The 16,768-nt window shown below is 68.3% G+C and carries 17 protein-coding genes and 1 pseudogene; 12 read left to right on the top strand and 6 right to left on the bottom strand.

The window, feature by feature from the left end:
- The 3 genes and pseudogenes from CSW58_RS01090 to CSW58_RS01080 all read left to right on the top strand — a co-directional run.
- Positions 1 to 788, top strand: a pseudogene (locus CSW58_RS01090) (efflux RND transporter periplasmic adaptor subunit); the annotation flags it as partial.
- Between the two features lie 152 nt (positions 789 to 940).
- Positions 941 to 1,846 (top strand): SDR family NAD(P)-dependent oxidoreductase, encoded by a 906-nt coding sequence (locus CSW58_RS01085; protein ID WP_099445968.1) that lies wholly within the window; start codon positions 941 to 943, stop codon positions 1,844 to 1,846.
- A 232-nt stretch (positions 1,847 to 2,078) separates the two neighbouring features.
- Positions 2,079 to 3,371, top strand: a complete 1,293-nt coding sequence (locus CSW58_RS01080; protein WP_236627571.1) for an outer membrane protein transport protein — start codon at positions 2,079 to 2,081, stop codon at positions 3,369 to 3,371.
- Between the two features lie 86 nt (positions 3,372 to 3,457).
- Here CSW58_RS01080 and CSW58_RS01075 read toward each other — a convergent pair whose 3' ends face one another.
- Positions 3,458 to 4,570, bottom strand: a complete 1,113-nt coding sequence (locus tag CSW58_RS01075) for an Mrp/NBP35 family ATP-binding protein (RefSeq protein WP_099445967.1) — start codon at positions 4,568 to 4,570, stop codon at positions 3,458 to 3,460.
- Positions 4,571 to 4,677: 107 nt separating this feature from the next.
- On the opposite strand from CSW58_RS01075, the gene hflK reads away from it, so the two are divergent.
- The 3 genes from hflK to hflC are packed head-to-tail and all read left to right on the top strand — an operon-like array spanning position 4,678 to position 6,610.
- Positions 4,678 to 5,604: an FtsH protease activity modulator HflK gene (gene hflK / locus CSW58_RS01070; RefSeq protein WP_236627570.1), complete on the top strand. Its 927-nt coding sequence runs from the start codon at positions 4,678 to 4,680 to the stop codon at positions 5,602 to 5,604.
- Positions 5,601 to 5,768: a hypothetical protein gene (locus CSW58_RS14575; protein ID WP_236627569.1), complete on the top strand. Its 168-nt coding sequence runs from the start codon at positions 5,601 to 5,603 to the stop codon at positions 5,766 to 5,768. The genes hflK and CSW58_RS14575 overlap by 4 nt, the downstream gene beginning before the upstream one ends.
- On the top strand, positions 5,765 to 6,610 hold the full coding sequence (gene hflC, locus CSW58_RS01065) for a protease modulator HflC (RefSeq protein ID WP_099445966.1): 846 nt from the start codon (positions 5,765 to 5,767) through the stop codon (positions 6,608 to 6,610). Before CSW58_RS14575 ends, hflC begins: the two co-directional genes overlap by 4 nt.
- 59 nt (positions 6,611 to 6,669) lie before the next feature.
- On the opposite strand, the gene CSW58_RS01060 is transcribed toward hflC, so the two are convergent.
- On the bottom strand, positions 6,670 to 7,185 hold the full coding sequence (locus tag CSW58_RS01060) for a group 1 truncated hemoglobin (protein WP_099445965.1): 516 nt from the start codon (positions 7,183 to 7,185) through the stop codon (positions 6,670 to 6,672).
- A gap of 13 nt (positions 7,186 to 7,198) precedes the next feature.
- A complete protein-coding gene (locus CSW58_RS01055) occupies positions 7,199 to 8,068 on the bottom strand; it encodes a DUF3034 family protein (protein ID WP_236627568.1) in 870 nt (289 codons plus the stop codon).
- A gap of 980 nt (positions 8,069 to 9,048) precedes the next feature.
- Here CSW58_RS01055 and CSW58_RS01045 point away from each other — a divergent pair.
- The 6 genes from CSW58_RS01045 (at position 9,049) to CSW58_RS01020 (ending at position 14,314) form a co-directional block, all read left to right on the top strand.
- Positions 9,049 to 11,220, top strand: coding sequence for a putative bifunctional diguanylate cyclase/phosphodiesterase (locus tag CSW58_RS01045; protein ID WP_369825048.1), 2,172 nt, complete (start codon positions 9,049 to 9,051; stop codon positions 11,218 to 11,220).
- Between the two features lie 94 nt (positions 11,221 to 11,314).
- Complete coding sequence (locus tag CSW58_RS01040) at positions 11,315 to 11,737, top strand: MaoC family dehydratase (protein ID WP_099445963.1); 423 nt, start codon at positions 11,315 to 11,317, stop codon at positions 11,735 to 11,737.
- Positions 11,737 to 12,681: a bifunctional riboflavin kinase/FMN adenylyltransferase gene (locus CSW58_RS01035; protein ID WP_236627567.1), complete on the top strand. Its 945-nt coding sequence runs from the start codon at positions 11,737 to 11,739 to the stop codon at positions 12,679 to 12,681. Before CSW58_RS01040 ends, CSW58_RS01035 begins: the two co-directional genes overlap by 1 nt.
- A gap of 85 nt (positions 12,682 to 12,766) precedes the next feature.
- Positions 12,767 to 13,282 carry a polymer-forming cytoskeletal protein gene (locus tag CSW58_RS01030; RefSeq protein WP_099445962.1) on the top strand — a complete coding sequence of 172 codons (516 nt, stop codon included), beginning with the start codon at positions 12,767 to 12,769 and terminating at the stop codon, positions 13,280 to 13,282.
- 48 nt (positions 13,283 to 13,330) lie between these two features.
- Positions 13,331 to 13,891 carry a DUF3617 family protein gene (locus CSW58_RS01025; protein WP_236627566.1) on the top strand — a complete coding sequence of 187 codons (561 nt, stop codon included), beginning with the start codon at positions 13,331 to 13,333 and terminating at the stop codon, positions 13,889 to 13,891.
- A 120-nt stretch (positions 13,892 to 14,011) separates the two neighbouring features.
- The gene (locus CSW58_RS01020) at positions 14,012 to 14,314 is read left to right on the top strand and encodes a hypothetical protein (protein ID WP_099445961.1); all 303 of its coding nucleotides are present in this window, start codon (positions 14,012 to 14,014) and stop codon (positions 14,312 to 14,314) included.
- Positions 14,315 to 14,334: 20 nt separating this feature from the next.
- On the opposite strand, the gene CSW58_RS15970 is transcribed toward CSW58_RS01020, so the two are convergent.
- The 3 genes from CSW58_RS15970 to CSW58_RS01005 all read right to left on the bottom strand — a co-directional run.
- Entirely contained in the window at positions 14,335 to 14,577 is a 243-nt protein-coding gene (locus CSW58_RS15970; RefSeq protein WP_143755034.1) for a hypothetical protein, read from the bottom strand.
- A gap of 80 nt (positions 14,578 to 14,657) precedes the next feature.
- Positions 14,658 to 15,518, bottom strand: coding sequence for an aldose 1-epimerase (locus CSW58_RS01010; RefSeq protein WP_099445960.1), 861 nt, complete (start codon positions 15,516 to 15,518; stop codon positions 14,658 to 14,660).
- A 94-nt stretch (positions 15,519 to 15,612) separates the two neighbouring features.
- On the bottom strand, positions 15,613 to 16,768 hold a 1,156-nt coding region (locus tag CSW58_RS01005), incomplete at its 5' end, for a sulfatase/phosphatase domain-containing protein (RefSeq protein WP_145980327.1).

The raw sequence follows: 16,768 nt of genomic DNA, 5'->3' as shown, positions 1-16,768 counted from the left end.
TCGCCAGGGCATCGTCCGAGAGGTCTTCGTCCAGGAAGGCGAAACGGTCGTCAAGGGTCAGTCCCGTCCCTGGCCAAGCAAGAGGACGATGATGTTGCGCCTGGCGGCCCAGACCGCCTCGGCCAACCTCGCCTCGGCCAAGGCCCAACTGGCGCTCTACGAGGTGCAGCTGCGCACGCGCCCCAGCGCGAATACAAGCGCCCTCCAGGGCCTGGCGGCCTCCAACTTCGTGGCCGCCCAGAAGCTGGACGCCGCCGCGCGACCAATCGCTCAGGCCAGCCAATATCGGCGCCCAGCGGCCGCCATCGGCGTGTCCGGCGCAGGTTGGCCCAGGCCCAGTACAACCAGGAACTGACCGTGGATCCGGCCCCGGCCGACGCCGCATCGCCCGCCGCTACGCCAATCCCGGTTCGGGCGCCTCGACCCTGAACGTCACCTCGATGTTCGATCTCGAGCCCAATACCCAGCGCATTGTCGTCGAGGCCGACATCCCCAATGTCGCCACCGGCCAGGAAGTCGAGATCACCCCGGAAAGCGATCCGGACAAGATGTTCCTCGGCAAGGTCTTGCGCCGCGCCGCCGTGTTCGGGGCCCGCAAGCTGGCCTCCGACGATCCCAGCCAGCGCAGCGACGAGCGCGTGGTCGAGGTGGTGGTCAGCGCCGACGGCGCCCCGCTGCTGGTCGGCCAGCGCGTGCTGGTCAAGTTCATGAAGCCCGGCCAGAAGGCCGGCGTGAAGCGCGCCAAGCCGGCCGCGCCGGTCGGCGGCGGGATGACCAAGCCGAAGTAGGCAAGGTGGCCGTCGCTTCCTGAAAGATCCCATGAGACAAGCGCCGCGCGGCTCGCCCGCGCGGCGCTCTTCGTTTGCACCCCACCCTTGACGCCTTCCCTCCCGCGCCGCACAAACGCGCCAAACCAAACACGCGTTTGAGGGAGACTGGCATGTCGGACATCCGTTTTGACGGCAAGGTGGCGATCGTTACGGGCGCCGGTGGCGGCCTGGGTCGGCAGCACGCTCTGGAACTGGCCCGTCGCGGCGCCAAGGTCGTGGTCAACGACCTGGGCGGCAGCGTCGATGGATCGGGCGGCTCGTCCGCCGCCGCCCTGGCGGTGGTCGAAGAGATCAAGGCCTTTGGCGGTGAAGCCATCGCCCACGGCGCCTCGGTCACCGGCGACGCCGGCGTCGCCGACATGGTCAAGACGGCCATGGACACCTGGGGTCAGATCGACATCCTGATCGCCAACGCCGGCATCCTGCGCGACAAGACCCTGACCAAGATGGAACTGGCCGACTTCGAGCTGGTCATGCAGGTCCACGTCTGGGGCACCTTCAAGCCGATCAAGGCGGTCTGGGACATCATGAAGGCCCAGAACTACGGCCGGATCGTCGTCACCACCTCATCCTCGGGCATGTACGGCAATTTCGGCCAGTCCAACTACGGCGCGGCCAAGATGGCGGTGCTGGGCCTGATGAACACGCTGAAGCTCGAAGGCGCGAAGAACAACATCAAGATCAACGCCATCAGCCCGGTCGCCGCCACCCGCATGACCGAAGGCCTGATGCCGCCGGAAGTGCTGGCCAAGCTGGCCCCGGAAGCCGTCACCCCGGGCGTGGTCTACCTGGTCTCCGAAGACGCTCCGACCGGCGCGATCCTGACCGCCGGGGCCGGGGCCTTCGGCCTGACCCGCCTCTATGAGACCGAAGGCGTCTATCTGACCGACGGCGACCTGTCGGCCGAGGGCGTTCGCGACCATTGGGAGCAGATCACCGCCGAGGACGGCCAAAAGGCCTATTTCAACGGCGGCGAGCAGGGCCAGAAGTTCTTCCGCAAGATGGCCGGCGGCTGACTATAGTCTCATCATGAAAGTGACTGGAAGCTGGTCACATTCTCGCCATTACTGACATACCGACGTTAGAAACGGGGCCTTCGGGTCCCGTTTCTTTGACATCAGTGACAAAAGACAGCTGCACTTGAATAAATAGCAACGGTTTCTGACTCAGTACGTTACAGGCGGCGCTCCTCAAGCGCCGCGAGGCGCTTGACGGTCTTCTCCTCCCCAAGAAGGTCTCGTCAGTCTCATGTCTTTTTCGCGTAATCGCCTCGCCGCCGGCGCGGCGCTCGGCGTGCTTTTCGCCGCCTCCCAGGCCTCGGCTTCGGGCTTCTATCTCCAGGAACAATCGGTGCGCGGCTCCGGCCGGGCCTATTCGGGCGAGGTCGCCGACCGCGGCGCCGCCAGCCTGTGGTGGAACCCCGCCGCCATCGCCGGCCTGCAGCACAACGAAATCTATGGCGGCCTGCACGCCATCCAGGTCGACTCCGACGTCAACAACGACGGCTCGTCGATCACGCGCCCGATCCCGCCGACCGGCCTGACCACCGCCATCGGCGGCGACAACCGCGCCTCCAACCCGATCCATGACGGCGTCGTGCCGAACCTGGCCAGCGCCTGGCGGATCAATGACCGCCTGGCCCTGGGCCTGTCGATGGCCGCCCCCTACAACTTCACCACCGAATATGATCCGACCAGCTGGACGCGCTATGACGCCCTGAAGTCACGCCTGACCACGGTCGACATCCAGGGCACGGCCGCCTACCGGATCAACGACAAGCTCGATCTCGGGATCGGGGTCAGCGCCGTCTATGCCGACGCCGAGCTGACCAACGCCCTGCCCAACATCTCGCCGCTGCAGGCCGACGGAAGGCAGTCGCTGAAGGGCGACGGCTGGGCCTATGGCTACACCGCCGGCCTGCAGTATCACGCCACCCCCGAGCTCACGATCGGCGCCAGCTATCGCTCCAAGATCGACCAGACCCTGAAGGGCGAGGTCGCCGTCTCCGGCCTATTGGCCCCGATCCCGACAGCCAGCAATTTCAAGATCGACGCCGAAGCCAAGATCACCACCCCGTGGATGGTCAATCTCGGCGCGCGCTGGGCCGTGAACGACCGGGTGACCCTGAACGGCTCGCTCAGCCGCATCGGCTGGAGCGAGTTCGACGCCATCCGCGTCGCCTATGCGACCTCTGGCTCGACCAGCGTCCAGAACTACAAGGACACCACCACCGCGGCGGTCGGCGTGGACTATCAGGCCTCGCCGCGTCTGACCCTGCGCACCGGGGTGCAGTACGACCCGACGCCGACGCCGGATGTCGGACGCACCGCCCGCGTGCCAGACGGCGACCGCATGATGTACGCGGCCGGCGCGACCTGGGCGGCCAGGCCGAATGCTGGACGCGGCCCTGACCTATATCAGCTTCGCCGACACCCGGATCAATCGCACCGACGTGACGGCCACCGGCTCGACCGTCCGTCTGACCGGCGACGTGACCGGTTCGGCGGTGGTGATGTCGACGGCGCGCGCCTCAGCTTCTAAGGCTCGCGCACCTGACCTGACAGCGGCCGTCCGGGGAGACCCGGGCGGCCGTTTTCGGGTCTCGCGCCACGCCGGCGGGAAGAACCCTAGAGACCCAGGATCGCGCCCAGTTGGCGGGCGGCGGCGATGAAGGCCTGGGCCGCGGCGCTGTCCGGCTTGGCCATGACCACCGGAACCCCGCCGTCGCCACATTCGCGGACGGCCATCTCGATCGGCACCTGGGCCAGCACCGGCACGCCCAGGACGGCCGCCTCGGCCACGCCGCCGCCGGTCCCGAAGATCGGGATCGGGGCGCCCGTCGCCGGATCGGCGAAAAAGGCCATGTTCTCGATCAGGCCCAGGATCGGGGTTGCGGTCTTGCTGAACATCACCGCCGCCCGGCGCGCATCGATCAGGGCGATCTCCTGCGGCGTGGTGACCAGCACAACCCCGTCGATCCGCAGCTTCTGCACCAGGGTCAGGTGGATGTCGCCGGTGCCGGGCGGCAGGTCGACGACCAGCACGTCCAGAGGTTCAGACTCCGAGCCCCAGGCCACCTCGTGGATCATCTGGCGCACCGCCGACGAGGCCATCGGCCCCCGCCAGATCATCGCCTTGCCCTCGTCGACCAGGAAGCCGATCGACATCAGCTTGATCCCGTGGGCGGTCAGGGGTTGGAGCTTGCCGTCCGCGAAGGCCGGCTCGCCGTCGACGCCCATCATGCGCGGGGCGGACGGTCCATAGACATCGGCGTCGAGCAGGCCGACGCGAAGGCCCTGGGCCGCGAAGGCGCAGGCCAGGTTGGTCGCGACGGTCGACTTGCCGACCCCGCCCTTGCCGGAGGCGACGGCAATGACGTGGCGGACATGGGCCGGCTTCTCAGCTTCCGGCGGCGGGACGAGACGGGCCTTGGAATCCTCGGCGACCTTGGCCCCCTTGCGCACCCGGGTCGCGCCCTCGGCGGCCTGGGCCGTCAGCACCACCTGGGCCGTGACCACGCCGGCCAGTTGTCCAAGGACCCGTTCGGCCGCCTCGCGAACCGGGGCGTAGGCCGCCGCACGACTGGCCGGGACCTCGAGCATGAAGCCCGCGCGACCGTCGCGCACCACCAGTCCCTGGACCAGTCCGGCGGTGACCAGACCCTGGCCCGAATCGGGATCAACGACCCCGTCGAGGGCCGCGCGGGCGTCTTCGAGAGAGGCGGGAGGCGATCCGGTCACGTCTTTGTCTTGCCTTGTGGGGTTGGGGCTCTCATATCCGCGTGTGGGGGTTCGTTTACAACCCCCGCCCCAGCAATGATGACGACGACGGGAAGACCACGCCGCCCATGCCCTGGAACGACAACGCAGGCCCCGGCCCCTGGGGCTCGCCCCCGCCGAGCGGCGACAAAAACGACAGCGACAAGAGCAAGGGCCCCGGCCCGAGACGCCCGACCGGCGCTCCGCCGCCCCCCGCCGATATCGCCGCCGCCCTGGAGCGCCTGGCCGAACGGCTTCGCATCGCCTTCAACGGTCCGCAGCGCAATCGCTCGATCGCCATCGCCGCCGGCACGGTGGCCGGCCTGTGGCTGCTCTCGGGCAGCTATGTGGTCCAGCCCAAGGAACAGGCGGTCGTCACCACCTTCGGCGCCTATTCGCGTACGGCCGGGCCCGGCCTGCGCTATCACCTGCCCTTCCCGATCGAGGCAGCGGAACGGATCACGGTCACCGCGGTCCAGACCCTGACGATCGGCGGCGTGGCCGGGGCGGAAATCCCCGACGAGCGCCTGATGCTGACCGGAGACGAGAATATCGTCGATCTGAACTTCTCGGTTCAGTGGCGGGTTTCGGACGCCCGCAAGTTCGCCTTCAACGTCCGTGACCCGCAATCGGTGCTGCACGATGTGGCCGAAAGCGCCATGCGCGAAGTGATCGGCAAGACCGCCCTGACCCCGATCCTGACCACCGGCCGCGGCCGGGTCGAGATCGAGACCGAAACCCTGATGCAACAGATCCTCGATCGCTATGACACCGGCGTGCTGATCGAGAGCGTGCAGATCCAGGCCGCCACGCCGCCGCCGTCGGTGATCGACGCCTTCCGCGATGTGCAGCGCGCCGACCAGAACGCCCAGTCGGCGGCCAATGTGGCGCGCGGCGAAGGCGCCCAGATCATCCAGGCCGCCCGCGGCTATCGCGAACAGGTCGTGCGCGAGGCGTCCGGCGACGCGGCGCGCTTCAACCAGATCTATGAGCAGTACAAGCTGGCCCGGCCGTGACCCGCGAACGCCTCTATATCGAGACGATGCAGCGGGTGCTGGCCAACTCCAACAAGGTCATCATCGACAACAAGGGCGCCAGCGCCCCGGTGATCCTGCCGCCGGACGCCTTCCGACCCAAGAACGCCGTCGCCGCGCGGACCATCGACGGAGTCGCCCGATGAAACGCTATCTCAAGCAAGCCCCAATGATCGGCGCCGCCGCGGCGGCCCTGTTCGTCCTGATCAACGTCACGGTCTATCAGGTGGACCAGCGCGAGCAGGCCCTGGTCGTCCGTTTCGGCGACCCGGTCGGCGCCGTCCTGACGCCCGGCCTGCACCTGAAGGGTCCGCTGGACACCGTCCTGAAGTTCGACAAGCGCAATATCGACCTCAAGACCGAGGGCGAAGAGGTGCTGACGGGCGACCAGGAGCGGCTGATGGTCGACGCCTTCGTGCGTTACCGCATCACCGATCCGCGGCAGTTCTATCGCACCCTGGGCCAGGAGACCGTCGCCAAGGACCGCCTCAAGAGCATCGTCAATGCGGCGCTTCGCGAGACCGTGGGCCGGACGACCTCTGAAGCCCTGATCTCGGCGCGCCGCGCGGCGGTGATGGCGGAAATTCGCCAGCAGGTGTCGCGTCAGGTCGCGGCGTCGGACTTCGGCGTCCAGATCATCGATGTCCGCATCAAGCGCGCCGATCTGCCCGAGGCCAACCAGCAGGCGGTCTTTGAACGCATGCAGACGGCCCGCAAGCAGGAGGCCGCTGAAAAGCGCGCCAAGGGCGAGCAACAGAAGCGCGAGATCGTCGCCACGGCCTATGAAGAGGCCCAGAAGATCCGGGGTGAAGGCGACGCCAAGCGGGCCGAGCTGTTCGCCTCGAGCTTCGGCCGCGACCCCAACTTCGCCGCCTTCTACCGCTCGATGTCGGCCTATGAACAGTCGCTCGGCCAGGGTGACACCACCCTGGTGCTGTCGCCCGACAGCGCCTTCTTCAAATACTTCCAGCGCGGCCCAGCGGGCTGACGCGAAAGGGTCGGCGGATCGCTCCGCCGGCCCTTTTCTTTACGCGCGGCGCGGCCGCCCTACCTGTTTTCGATCGCCTGGCGGCTCATCGGGGCCAGCTTGGCCAGCAGCCTGTTCTGGGCGGCGAAGGGCACGCCTTCCTTGTCCATCGCCCACTGCAGGTTCTCGACCAGGGCGTTGAAGTCGCGCGGCGCGATGCCCTGGTCCTTGTGGACCGAGGTCATGTCGCGGCCGGTATAGGCGCAGCCGCCGCCCAGCACGTAGCAGAACTGCTCGGTCAGGGTCCGCTTCAGCCGGGTCAGGTCGGCCGCGGCGAAGAAGTCCTTGATGCGCGGGTCGGCGACACTGCGATCGACCAGGTCGCCGGCGATCCGCGTCAGGCCGGCCTGACCGTGAAAGGCCGCCAGCACCGCCGTCCCGGCCAGGGGCGTGGCCCCGGCGTTGGCGTTGGACTGGGTGTAGGGGTCGACCGGCTGCTCGCCGGGCGGAACGGCGGCGTCCTGGGCCAGGGCCGGTCCGGCGATCAGGCCGACAGCCAGGGCCAGCAAGGCGTCGCGAACGGTGCGGGGGGTCATGCTGGGCGTCTCCCTAGAATCCGGCCTGCAGCGACAGATAGAGGCCGCGCTGGTCCTTGAAGGTGGCGATGTCGCCCAGGTCGACATAGGCGGCGGTCACCGACACGGTCTTGTTGATCGCATAGGCGGCGAACAGGTCGATCCAGTCGTCTTCCTTGGCGAAGCCGAGATTGCTGGGCTTGGCGCGGTATTCCGCCCCGACGACCAGGCGTTTGGAGACCAGCCATCCGGCCGAGCCCTCGAACTGGGCCTTGTAGTCGTCGCTCCTGTCGCCGCCGAAGCCGAGCAGGCCGGTCTGGTTGGCCTTGGTGGCGCGGAGGGCGCCGCTCAGGATCAGGCTCTTGTCGAGCACCAGCTTGGTGGCGGCGACATAGTAGTCGACGCCGCTGTCGTCCTGGCCGCCGACCGCCCGGACGATCGCGCCCTGGTCATTGGACTTGAACTGGGCTCCCACGGCGATCTGGGGCAGCCACCGATCCTGATCATAGACGGCGTCGCCCAGCACCCGAACCTTCACGCCGGCGATGTCCTGGGTGAACGTGAATCCTTGGCCCAGTCCCAGCTTGGCGCCGGTGTCGCCGGTGTCGAATTCCTGCCGGGCATAGGACAGCTCGACCCGGTCGAACAGACCCACCGCCACGCCGGCCGCGCGGAGGCTGTAGTCGGAAACCCCGACATGAGTGGCGTGCGCCTTGCCGCCGATCCCGCTGCTGGTGTCATTGCCGGCGATCACCGCCCAGGTGGCCAGGCCGCCCCCCGCGCCGCCCTCCAGGGCGCTGACGCCGCCGGTCAGCAGCAGCTTGCCGCCGGTGGTGATTTCCGAAGCGGCCGCCGGACTCGTCAAGGCCAGACCGAGGCCCGCCGCCGCCAGGGCAGATTTCAACAGCGAGGTTCGCACTTCCAGCCCCCTTGGCCAGGCCGCGCCTTCAAGACACGGACGGTCAACATCCGGGCGAACATGACTGACAACAACTTTACAGAGGCTTTCCCGTCACAAGGGCACGCAGCCGTACGATGGGCCGGTGTTAACTGGGATTTCACTGGCCTGACCTAGGTTTTGGCCATGAAATTCCTGGCCCTTCTTCTTTCCGTGGCGGCGATGGCGGTCGCCGCGGGTTCGGCCCGGGCGGCGGACCTGACGATCACGGTGCGCGACGGCGGCGGAAAGCCGGTCCCCGACGCCGTGGTCATGGCCTATGTCGGCGGCCAGCCCAGCAAGGCCCCGATCCGCTTTGACTGGCCCTACCGAGTCGCCCAGCAGAACATCCAGTTCACGCCCTTCGTCCTCATCGTGCCGGCCGGCGCCGAGGTGGCGTTCCCGAACCTCGATAAGGTTCGCCACCACGTCTATTCCTTCTCGGCCGGCAACAGGTTCGAGTTGAAGCTGTACGGACGCGAGGAGAACCGGGTCGTTCGCCTGCCCGCCGTCGGCGTCGCGGCTATCGGCTGCAATATCCACGACCAGATGGTCGGCTTCATCAAGGTGGTCGACACCGCCCATGCCGCCAAGAGCGACAGCGCCGGGGTCGTGACCCTGCGCGGCGTCCCCGATGGCGCGGTCGTGGTGCGGATCTGGCATCCCTATCTGCGCGCGCCGAAGAACGAAAAGGTTCTGCCGATCACCTCGGCGCGCGGCGCGATGCGCGAGGCCGTGTCGATCGACCTGCGCCCCGCCCGCGCCGCATCACTGAGCCCGGCGATGATGTTCCAGCGCCTCCAGACCAAGCTTACCGTGCTCTATTCGGGCCTGTTCGCCCTGGCCCTCGGGCTGGTGGCGGTGACGGTCTTCCTGGCCATCGCCAGCAAGGCGCAGGAGACCGTTCGCGACGAACTGGCCGCCACCGGCACGGTGTTTGACCGCGTCTGGCGCTACGCACACAGCGGCTGCAGGACGGCGCTCAACTGCTGTCGCGCGACTTCGGCTTTCGAGAGGCCGTCGCCACGCGGGATGCGCCGACGGTGGAATCGGCGGTGCGCAACCTGCGCGACCGCATGGGCCTGGATCTGGCCTTCATGGTCGGGGTGGACGGCGAGGTCGTGGGCGTCGATCCGTCCAAGATCGACATCGACCGGCTGTGGCGGGCGCTGGATGCGCAGGACGGCGCCCAGGGCGTCTTCGTGGTGGACGGCGCGCCCTATCAAATGATCTCGGCGCCGGTTCTGTCGCCCACCTTGACGGGCTGGATCGTGTTCGCAGCCCGCCTGGATGATCGCGAGATGCGGGCGCTTGAGCGGCTTTCGGCGATTGAGCTGGACGCCCAGGTGTTCGACCGTCGCGGCGACGCCTGGCTGACCACCGACCAGGGCCCAGACAGCGCCGTCCTGGCGCCCTTTGTCGCGGCCGCGATCCAGACCGGGGCCGCCGCGCCGGGGCATCTCAAGACCGCCGCCGGCGACGATCTGGTCCTGGTCAAGCCGCTGAAGTCCCTCGACGGTCAGGCCTCGGCCGCCCTGCTTCTGCGCTATCCCATGGCCGCGGCCCTGGCGCCCTACCGGCCGCTGATGGCCGCCGTGGTCATCGTCGGCCTGATCGGCGCCGCCCTGGTCGCCGCCGCCAGCTTCGGCCTGTCGCGCGGCCTGTCGCGTCCGATCATCGCCCTGGACGACGCCGCCCGCCGCCTGCAACGCGGGGAAGACGTGCACGTCGCGGTCCAGACCGACGACGAGATCGGCCGGCTGGCCGGCAGCTTCAATCTCATGGCCGCCGAGATCCGCGACCGCGAGGCCCGCATCACCCACCTGGCCCTGCATGACGCCGAGACCGGGCTGCACAATCGTCTGGCCCTGGAGCGCGCGATCAGCGCCCGCCTGGCCACCCTGGCGCCCGGCGAACAGGTCGTGGTCGCGACCCTCGGCCTGGACCGCTTTACCTTCCTGCGCGGCGCGATCGGCTACAGCCTGGCCACCGAGCTGGTGGCCGAGATCGGCGCCCGCGTCCAGGCCCAGGATCCCCGCGCCGTGGTCGCCCGGCTGACCACCTCGACCCTGGGCGTGGTGTCGGACCTCCGCGATCTGGCCGCCGCCCTGCCCCTGATCGAAACCGCGGCCGGCTCGCTGGAAGCGCCCCTGCGCCTGGGGGGCGAACTGATCGACATCCACCTGACCCACGGCCTTGGAGCCGGCGACGCCACGACGGACGACGCCGCGCGGCTTGTCGAGCACGCCCTGATCGCTCTGGACCAGGCGCGCGCCACAGGCCGCAAGGTCGCAGCCTTCGACGCCGTCGCCTATGGCGATCCAGCCGGCAACCTGTCGCTGATGAGCGAGATGCTTGAAGGCGTCGCCAGCGGAGCCCTGTTCCTCAACCACCAGCCCAAGCTTGACCTGCGCAGCGGGGCGATCACCGGGGTCGAGGCGCTGGTCCGCTGGAACCACCCGACCCGGGGCATGCTGCGACCAGACCTGTTCGTCGAGATGGCCGAGGAGACCGGCCATATCCGCGCCCTGACCGAATGCGTCCTGGAGCGCGCCATCGCCGATCAGCAAGCCTTGTTCGCGGCCGGACATGACGTGCTGATGTCGATCAACATCTCCGGCCGGCTGGTCGACGACCTCGACTTCGCGGACCGCGCCATCGCCCGGATTCAGGCGACGGGCGCGCGGATGTGCTTCGAGGTGACCGAAACCGCCGTGATCGGCAATCCAGAAGCCGCCCTGGGCGTGATCGCGCGCCTGGCCGCGGCCGGGATCGCCATCTCGATCGACGACTATGGCTCTGGCCTGTCGTCCCTGGCCTATCTCAAGCAGATCCGGGCCGACGAGCTGAAGATCGACAAGAGCTTCATCCTGACCCTCGACAGCGACGGCAAGGACGCCCTGCTGGTCAAGTCGACCATCGACCTGGCCCACAGCCTGGGCATGAAGGTGACGGCCGAAGGGGTCGAGAACCGTGAATCCCTTGGCCTTCTGAGCCTAATGGGCTGCGACATCGCCCAAGGCTACCACATCGCCAAGCCGATGCCGCTGGCCCAGCTGACGGCCTTCCTGGACGCATGGAGCCATCCGGCGATCACGGACGAAGCGCAAAGCGCCTGACAAGGACGAGCCATCCGTAAAGTGGCGCCGTGACAACCGCGTTGCGCGCGCTACAACGCCTCACGGCCAGAACCAGATAAACTAGGGGCGTCGCATGCAGGGTTTGTTTCTCGAAGAGTTGAGCGTCGGCCAGAGCGCCGAGCTGACCCGCGTCGTCGGCGCCGCCGATATTGACGCCTTCGCCGCCGTCACGGGCGACAACAACCCCGTGCATCTCGACGCCGCTTTCGCGGCCACCACCAGTTTCGGGGAACGCATCGCCCACGGCATGCTGTCGGCCGGCTATATCTCGGCGGTGATCGGCACCACCCTGCCCGGCTCGGGCGCGATCTACCTGTCCCAGACCCTGCGCTTCAAGCGGCCGGTCAAGATCGGCGACGCCGTGACGGCCCGCGCCACCATCACCGACATCGACACGGCCAAGGCCCGCGTCACCCTGGCCACCGTCTGCCTGGTCAACGCCAAGCCCGTGGTCGAGGGCGAAGCGGTGATCATGGTTCCGCGCAAGGACGCCTGATGGACAACAGGATCGTTCACGGCTGGAAGGCCCTGCCGGCCGCGCAACGCGGGGCGGCCGTGGCTCTGGGCAATTTCGACGGCGTGCATCGCGGTCACCAGCAGGTGATCGCCCAGGCGGCCAAGGCGGCCGGTCGCCTCAAGGCTCCTCTGGGCGTGGTGACGTTCGATCCCCATCCTCGGCGGCTGTTCCGCCCGTCCGAGCCGGCCTTCCGGTTGATGACCCTCGACCAGCAGGCTCGCGCCATGAGCCATCTGGGCGTCGACCTGCTGTATCTGCTGCCGTTCGATTTCGAAATGGCCAGCTTCACCGATCGCGAGTTTGTCGAGCGGGTGCTGGTCGAAGGCCTGGGCGTTCGCCACGTGGCCGTGGGTTTCGACATCTCGTTCGGGCGCGGGCGCTCCGGCAGCGCCGAGCTGATGAAGACCTATGGCGACGAGTTCGGATTCTCGGTCTCGGTCGCCACCGCCGTGGCGGGCGGCGATGGCGAGAAGTTCTCCTCGACCGGCGTGCGCGACGCCTTGCGCGACGGCCGGCCCGAGATCGCCACGCGCATCATGGGGCCGCCCTTCGCCATCGAGGGCGTTCGTGCGGCGCGGTCAGCAGCTGGGCCGCAAGCTCGGGCTTCCCCACCGCCAATGTCGAGATGGTCGACTATGGTGGTGCCCAGGCTGGGCGTCTACGCCACGCGCACGCGGCTCCCGACGGCCGCGAAGTGCCCGGCGTCGCCAATCTGGGCAACAATCCCACCACGGGCCGAGGTCGAGACGCGCCTGGAGACCTGGTTGTTCGACTTCGACGAGGATCTCTATGGCCAGGTCATCGAGACCGACCTCATCGCCTTCCTGCGACCTGAACTGAAGTTCGGCAGCATCGAGCTGATGGTCGATCAGATCCGGCGGGACGAGGCCCAGGCCCGCGCGATCGTCGCGCCGGAGTTCTAGACGCGCCGTGCAGGCTCCCTGTCTCCACTGAACGGCCCGGGTCTTGCTCAGCTTGTGGCAAGCCGAACCATTTCGAGACAACGCCATGTTCGCCAAGAAAAAAGACACCCCCGCTCCCGTCGCCCTCGCGACGCCGGAACGCACGCCCGTCGCCGCGACCCAGGCCGCGCCGCAACCGCCGCCGCGCCCGCGGCCCGCCTCGCTGATCGCCCAGGGCGTGATGATCAAGGGCGACATCACCGGCGACGGTGAGTTGCACCTCGACTGCGCCGTTCAGGGCGACGTTCGCGTCGGCAAGCTGGTGCTGGGTCCCAACGGTCTGGTCGAGGGCTCGCTGTACGCTCAGGCCATCGAGATCCACGGCCGGGTCATGGGCGCCGTTTCCGCCAAGACCGTGCGCCTTTATGGGACAGCCAATGTCGACGGCGACATCACCCATGAGCAGCTGGCCATGGAAACCGGCGCCCAGTTCCAGGGTCGCAGCCTGAAATTCCAGCGCCCGGCCTCGGCGCCGAGCCCGCAGGCCAGCCCGGTGGCGGCGCCCTCGCCGTTCCCGACCGGCGCGCCGAGCGCGCCCATCGGTCAAGTCTATCCGGGCTGACATCCGCGGCTATAGTGCGCTTGGACGCGAGTTCGAGAGTGCACGGAAATGAGCGATCAAGGCCGGCTTGAACCCCTGATCATGGCCGACGGCGCGACGCTAAACGTCGATCGCGCCGTCGTCGCCAGACCCCGTCCTCGGCGGGGGTCCGCCTTGGCCTTGCTCGCCTGCGTCAGCCTGACCGCCTGCTCGCGCGGCGCCGACAAGGCTCCCGACCCGCCGCCGGCCGCCCCGGTCGAGGGTCCCAGGACCCTCAAGCCTGGCCTGTGGTCGTTCGTGATCGCCAGTCATGGCGACCAGCAGGAAAGCCGCCAATGTATCGGCGAGGGCTTTGATCCCGGCGCGGAGGCGGCCGCCAAGTCGAGCCCTTGCGGCAAGCCGACCATGACTCGCACCGCCGACGGCTTCGCTCTGAGCCAAAGCTGCCAACGCGACAAGATCACCTACAGCCTGACCGGCGTGGTCAGCGGCGATTTCACCACCCACGTGGTCACGGACCTTGACCTGACCCTCCAGGCCTATGGGCAGCGCCAAAGGCTGCACCTGCGCAGTGAGGGGACCTATGTCGGACCCTGCCCGCTCGAGACCGACACTGCGCCGAAGGGCTAGCCGTCGGCCACGTGGCGCCCGCGCAACAGCCGCAGGCCGATCGTCAAGAGCCAGGGAACAGCAAGGCTTGGCCGCGCCTTATCACTGGCGAGGCCAATCTCCGGCCCCTGGAGACCCAGCATGAGCCCGACCCCGGCCCGTCCGCCGACCCATAGCGCCGAGATCTATAATCTGAGCCGAGGCCCCGAGACCACGACTCAGCGGGTTCAACGGCTGCAAACCGAAGCCCGGATGCTGGCCCAGGAACAGGTCGAGGCCCTGGACCGCGAGCTGAATGCCCTGGCGGTCAGGGCGCTGGAAATCGCCGAAGGCGGCGAAGCCTATCCGGCGGGCATCCGCGAACTGGCGTCGCGCATCGCGACCGACCTGCCGCAAAAGGCCCAGACCCTCAGGGCGATCCTGGAACGAACCCGCCGCGGCTAGAGCGGCCAAGAACTCCGGGATCAGTCCTGATGGCGGCCGTTGGCGATCTTGCGCAGACGCCGCGCCAGGTCTTCCGGCCGATCGGCGATCTGGTCGAACAGAGCCTGGACCTCGGCCTCATGGAAGCCGGCGGCGCGCAGGGCCCGCCAGGCCCCGGCCAGGACAGCCTGGGCCACCGCCTCCCGACCGCCGGCGTGCTCGCCCGCACAAAGACCCGTGGAGGCAAACCCGGTCTCGAAGGGGTGAGCGGAGGCGGCGGACATGGCGAAACTCCCGAAATGGCGATCTCGCTATTGTTCCTATTTTGTTCCCACAAGCAAGACGAGTCGCGAGTCACAGGGCCTCATCCCGCCGGCGCCACCGCGATCACCATCCACACCGACAAGGATTCCCCCGGCGCCAGCACCGAGACGCCGCGCTCGGCTCCGCCAAACGGATCGGGACGATTGGCGACGGGCTCGGCGCAGACGAAGTCGCCGCCCGGCGGCGCATAGACATGCAGCCAGCGACAGGCGGGCGAGGCCGTCATCACGGTCGTTGGGCCGCCCGGCGCGGACAGCGTCGCCCGGCCGTTCCAGCCCGTATAACAGTGGTCAATCAAGCTGGTCGTCGCCACCGATGCGCCGCGCGCCCAGTCGGGGCCCCAAACGCCGGGCTGGTGGATTGTCGGCAGGATCTCGGCGTCGGTCAGCCAGACGCCGTCGACCGCCGCCGTCAGCCGCTCGCCGGGACGAACGGCGAAATAGGGATGCAGGCCAAGGGCGGCGGGCATGGCCGTCTGGCCGGTGTTGGTCACGCTCAGCACGATCCGCAGGCCGGTCTCGTCGAGGCTGAACCTCTCGGCTGCGCGATAGGGCCACGGCCATTCTCCCGCCGGATGCTCATAGACTAAGACGGCGTGATCGACGCCCGCCGCCTCGACCTGCCAGGGCGCCCGCCAACCCTGGCCATGCAGGGCATGGGGATGATCGCCGAGATTGGGGGCGAGGCTGACCGTCCGCCCCTCAAAGACAAAGCGGCCCCGGGGTATGCGGTTGCAGAACGGGACCAGCGGGAAACAGGCGGTCTCCAGCACGTCCTCGGCGCCGGCCGGCGTCGGCCGGAGCACGGCGCGGCCATCCCACTCGAAACGCCCGATCGCCCCGCCGAGGGCCGGCAGCAGGTGGAGTTCGGCGCGGTCGGTCTTCAGCACAAGCGGGGTCATGAGGCTCGAAGGGTAAGCGGCGTCCCGAGGACGGGCCGTCAGCTATGCCTTCCCCGCCGCCCGCGACAAGCCCGCCCGCGCTCAAGCCATCGGCTCAGACCTTGATCTGCATCTGCTTGATGAAGCGCAGGGTCTCGACCGGGCTCATCGACTTGGTGTCGACCTCGATCAGCACGCGGCGGATCGCGCCCTGGAAGGGATTGGGCCCCTCATAAGCCCGCGACACCCGGTTGCCGAGGTCCGATCCGACGCAGAATCCGTCATAGCCCGGCGCGAACAGCACCCGCTCGAAGGTCTTCTCCGCCACCTTGCGGCCGTTGACATAGAGCGCGCCGCGCCCCTCGAACGGGCGCGAGGTCATCGACTGCCGGTACTCGATCTTGCACGGGCCTTTTGGCAGGCGCTCGGGCGAGACGATCTGTTCGCTCCACGGGATCAGGCTCGTCTCATAGATCAGCCGGCCCTTGTCGACATAGAGCACATAGCCGGCCGGTCGCGAGCCGTGCGCGACCAGAACCCCGTCCTCGTCGCCGCGCGGGCGCTCCAGCGTCACGGCAATGCTGTGCGACAGGCCGCAGACGATCGGCGAGACATCGGTCGATAGCGGCTCGACCGGAGGGACGATGTCCCAGCGCTTGCGCAACATCTTGGCCCGCTGCTGGACCATTTTCAGCAGCAGGGGCCGGTCGTCGAGCGGCAGGACGTCGTGGCTTCGCGCGGCGTCCATCCACTTGCGTTCGAGGCGCTGGGCGACCTCGGGATGGGCGGCCGAGACGTCGATCAGTTCGTTGGGATCCTTGACCAGATCGTAGAGCGCCCAGTGGTCCTTCTCGAAGTCGTCGCCGCGCCGGTGCTGGGCCACCAGCCGCCAGTCGCCCTCCTGATAGGCCCGGAAGCCGCCCAGTTCGAAATACTGCTCCTGCCGGGTCTTGCTGCTGGCCGAGGCGAAGGTGCCGGCGATGCTGGCCCCCTCGACGGGCTTCTGCGGGCGGCCCTGATAGAGCTCGGGCCGGGTGATCCCGCAGGCCTCCAGCACGGTGGGAAACAGGTCGATGACGTGCACGAACTGTTGGCGCAGGGCGCCCTTGTCGGCGATCTTGCCCGGCCATGACACGATCAGCGGATCAGCGACCCCGCCGAGGGCGGCATACTGCTTGTAGAGCCGGTAGGGCGTGTTGGAGGCGTTGGTCCAGCCGATCGGATAATGGGCGAAGGTTGCCGTCCTCGCCCATGATATCGTGCAGGGCGGC

The organism is Caulobacter sp. B11 (genome assembly GCF_002737765.1).
Classification (GTDB): Bacteria; Pseudomonadota; Alphaproteobacteria; order Caulobacterales; family Caulobacteraceae; genus Caulobacter.
This window is presented reverse-complemented; position numbering and strand designations above follow the sequence as displayed.

What these genes read in the sequence shown, in the direction of transcription:
- hflC (WP_099445966.1), top strand. Translation starts at nt 5,765, where the DNA reads ATGAAACGCTATCTCAAGCAAGCCCCAATGATCGGCGCCGCCGCGGCG.
- CSW58_RS15970 (WP_143755034.1), bottom strand. Translation starts at nt 14,577, where the DNA reads ATGTCCGCCGCCTCCGCTCACCCCTTCGAGACCGGGTTTGCCTCCACG.
- CSW58_RS01085 (WP_099445968.1), top strand. Translation starts at nt 941, where the DNA reads ATGTCGGACATCCGTTTTGACGGCAAGGTGGCGATCGTTACGGGCGCC.
- CSW58_RS01060 (WP_099445965.1), bottom strand. Translation starts at nt 7,185, where the DNA reads ATGACCCCCCGCACCGTTCGCGACGCCTTGCTGGCCCTGGCTGTCGGC.
- hflK (WP_236627570.1), top strand. Translation starts at nt 4,678, where the DNA reads ATGCCCTGGAACGACAACGCAGGCCCCGGCCCCTGGGGCTCGCCCCCG.
- CSW58_RS01020 (WP_099445961.1), top strand. Translation starts at nt 14,012, where the DNA reads ATGAGCCCGACCCCGGCCCGTCCGCCGACCCATAGCGCCGAGATCTAT.
- CSW58_RS01040 (WP_099445963.1), top strand. Translation starts at nt 11,315, where the DNA reads ATGCAGGGTTTGTTTCTCGAAGAGTTGAGCGTCGGCCAGAGCGCCGAG.
- CSW58_RS01025 (WP_236627566.1), top strand. Translation starts at nt 13,331, where the DNA reads ATGAGCGATCAAGGCCGGCTTGAACCCCTGATCATGGCCGACGGCGCG.
- CSW58_RS01035 (WP_236627567.1), top strand. Translation starts at nt 11,737, where the DNA reads ATGGACAACAGGATCGTTCACGGCTGGAAGGCCCTGCCGGCCGCGCAA.
- CSW58_RS01030 (WP_099445962.1), top strand. Translation starts at nt 12,767, where the DNA reads ATGTTCGCCAAGAAAAAAGACACCCCCGCTCCCGTCGCCCTCGCGACG.
- CSW58_RS01080 (WP_236627571.1), top strand. Translation starts at nt 2,079, where the DNA reads ATGTCTTTTTCGCGTAATCGCCTCGCCGCCGGCGCGGCGCTCGGCGTG.
- CSW58_RS01010 (WP_099445960.1), bottom strand. Translation starts at nt 15,518, where the DNA reads ATGACCCCGCTTGTGCTGAAGACCGACCGCGCCGAACTCCACCTGCTG.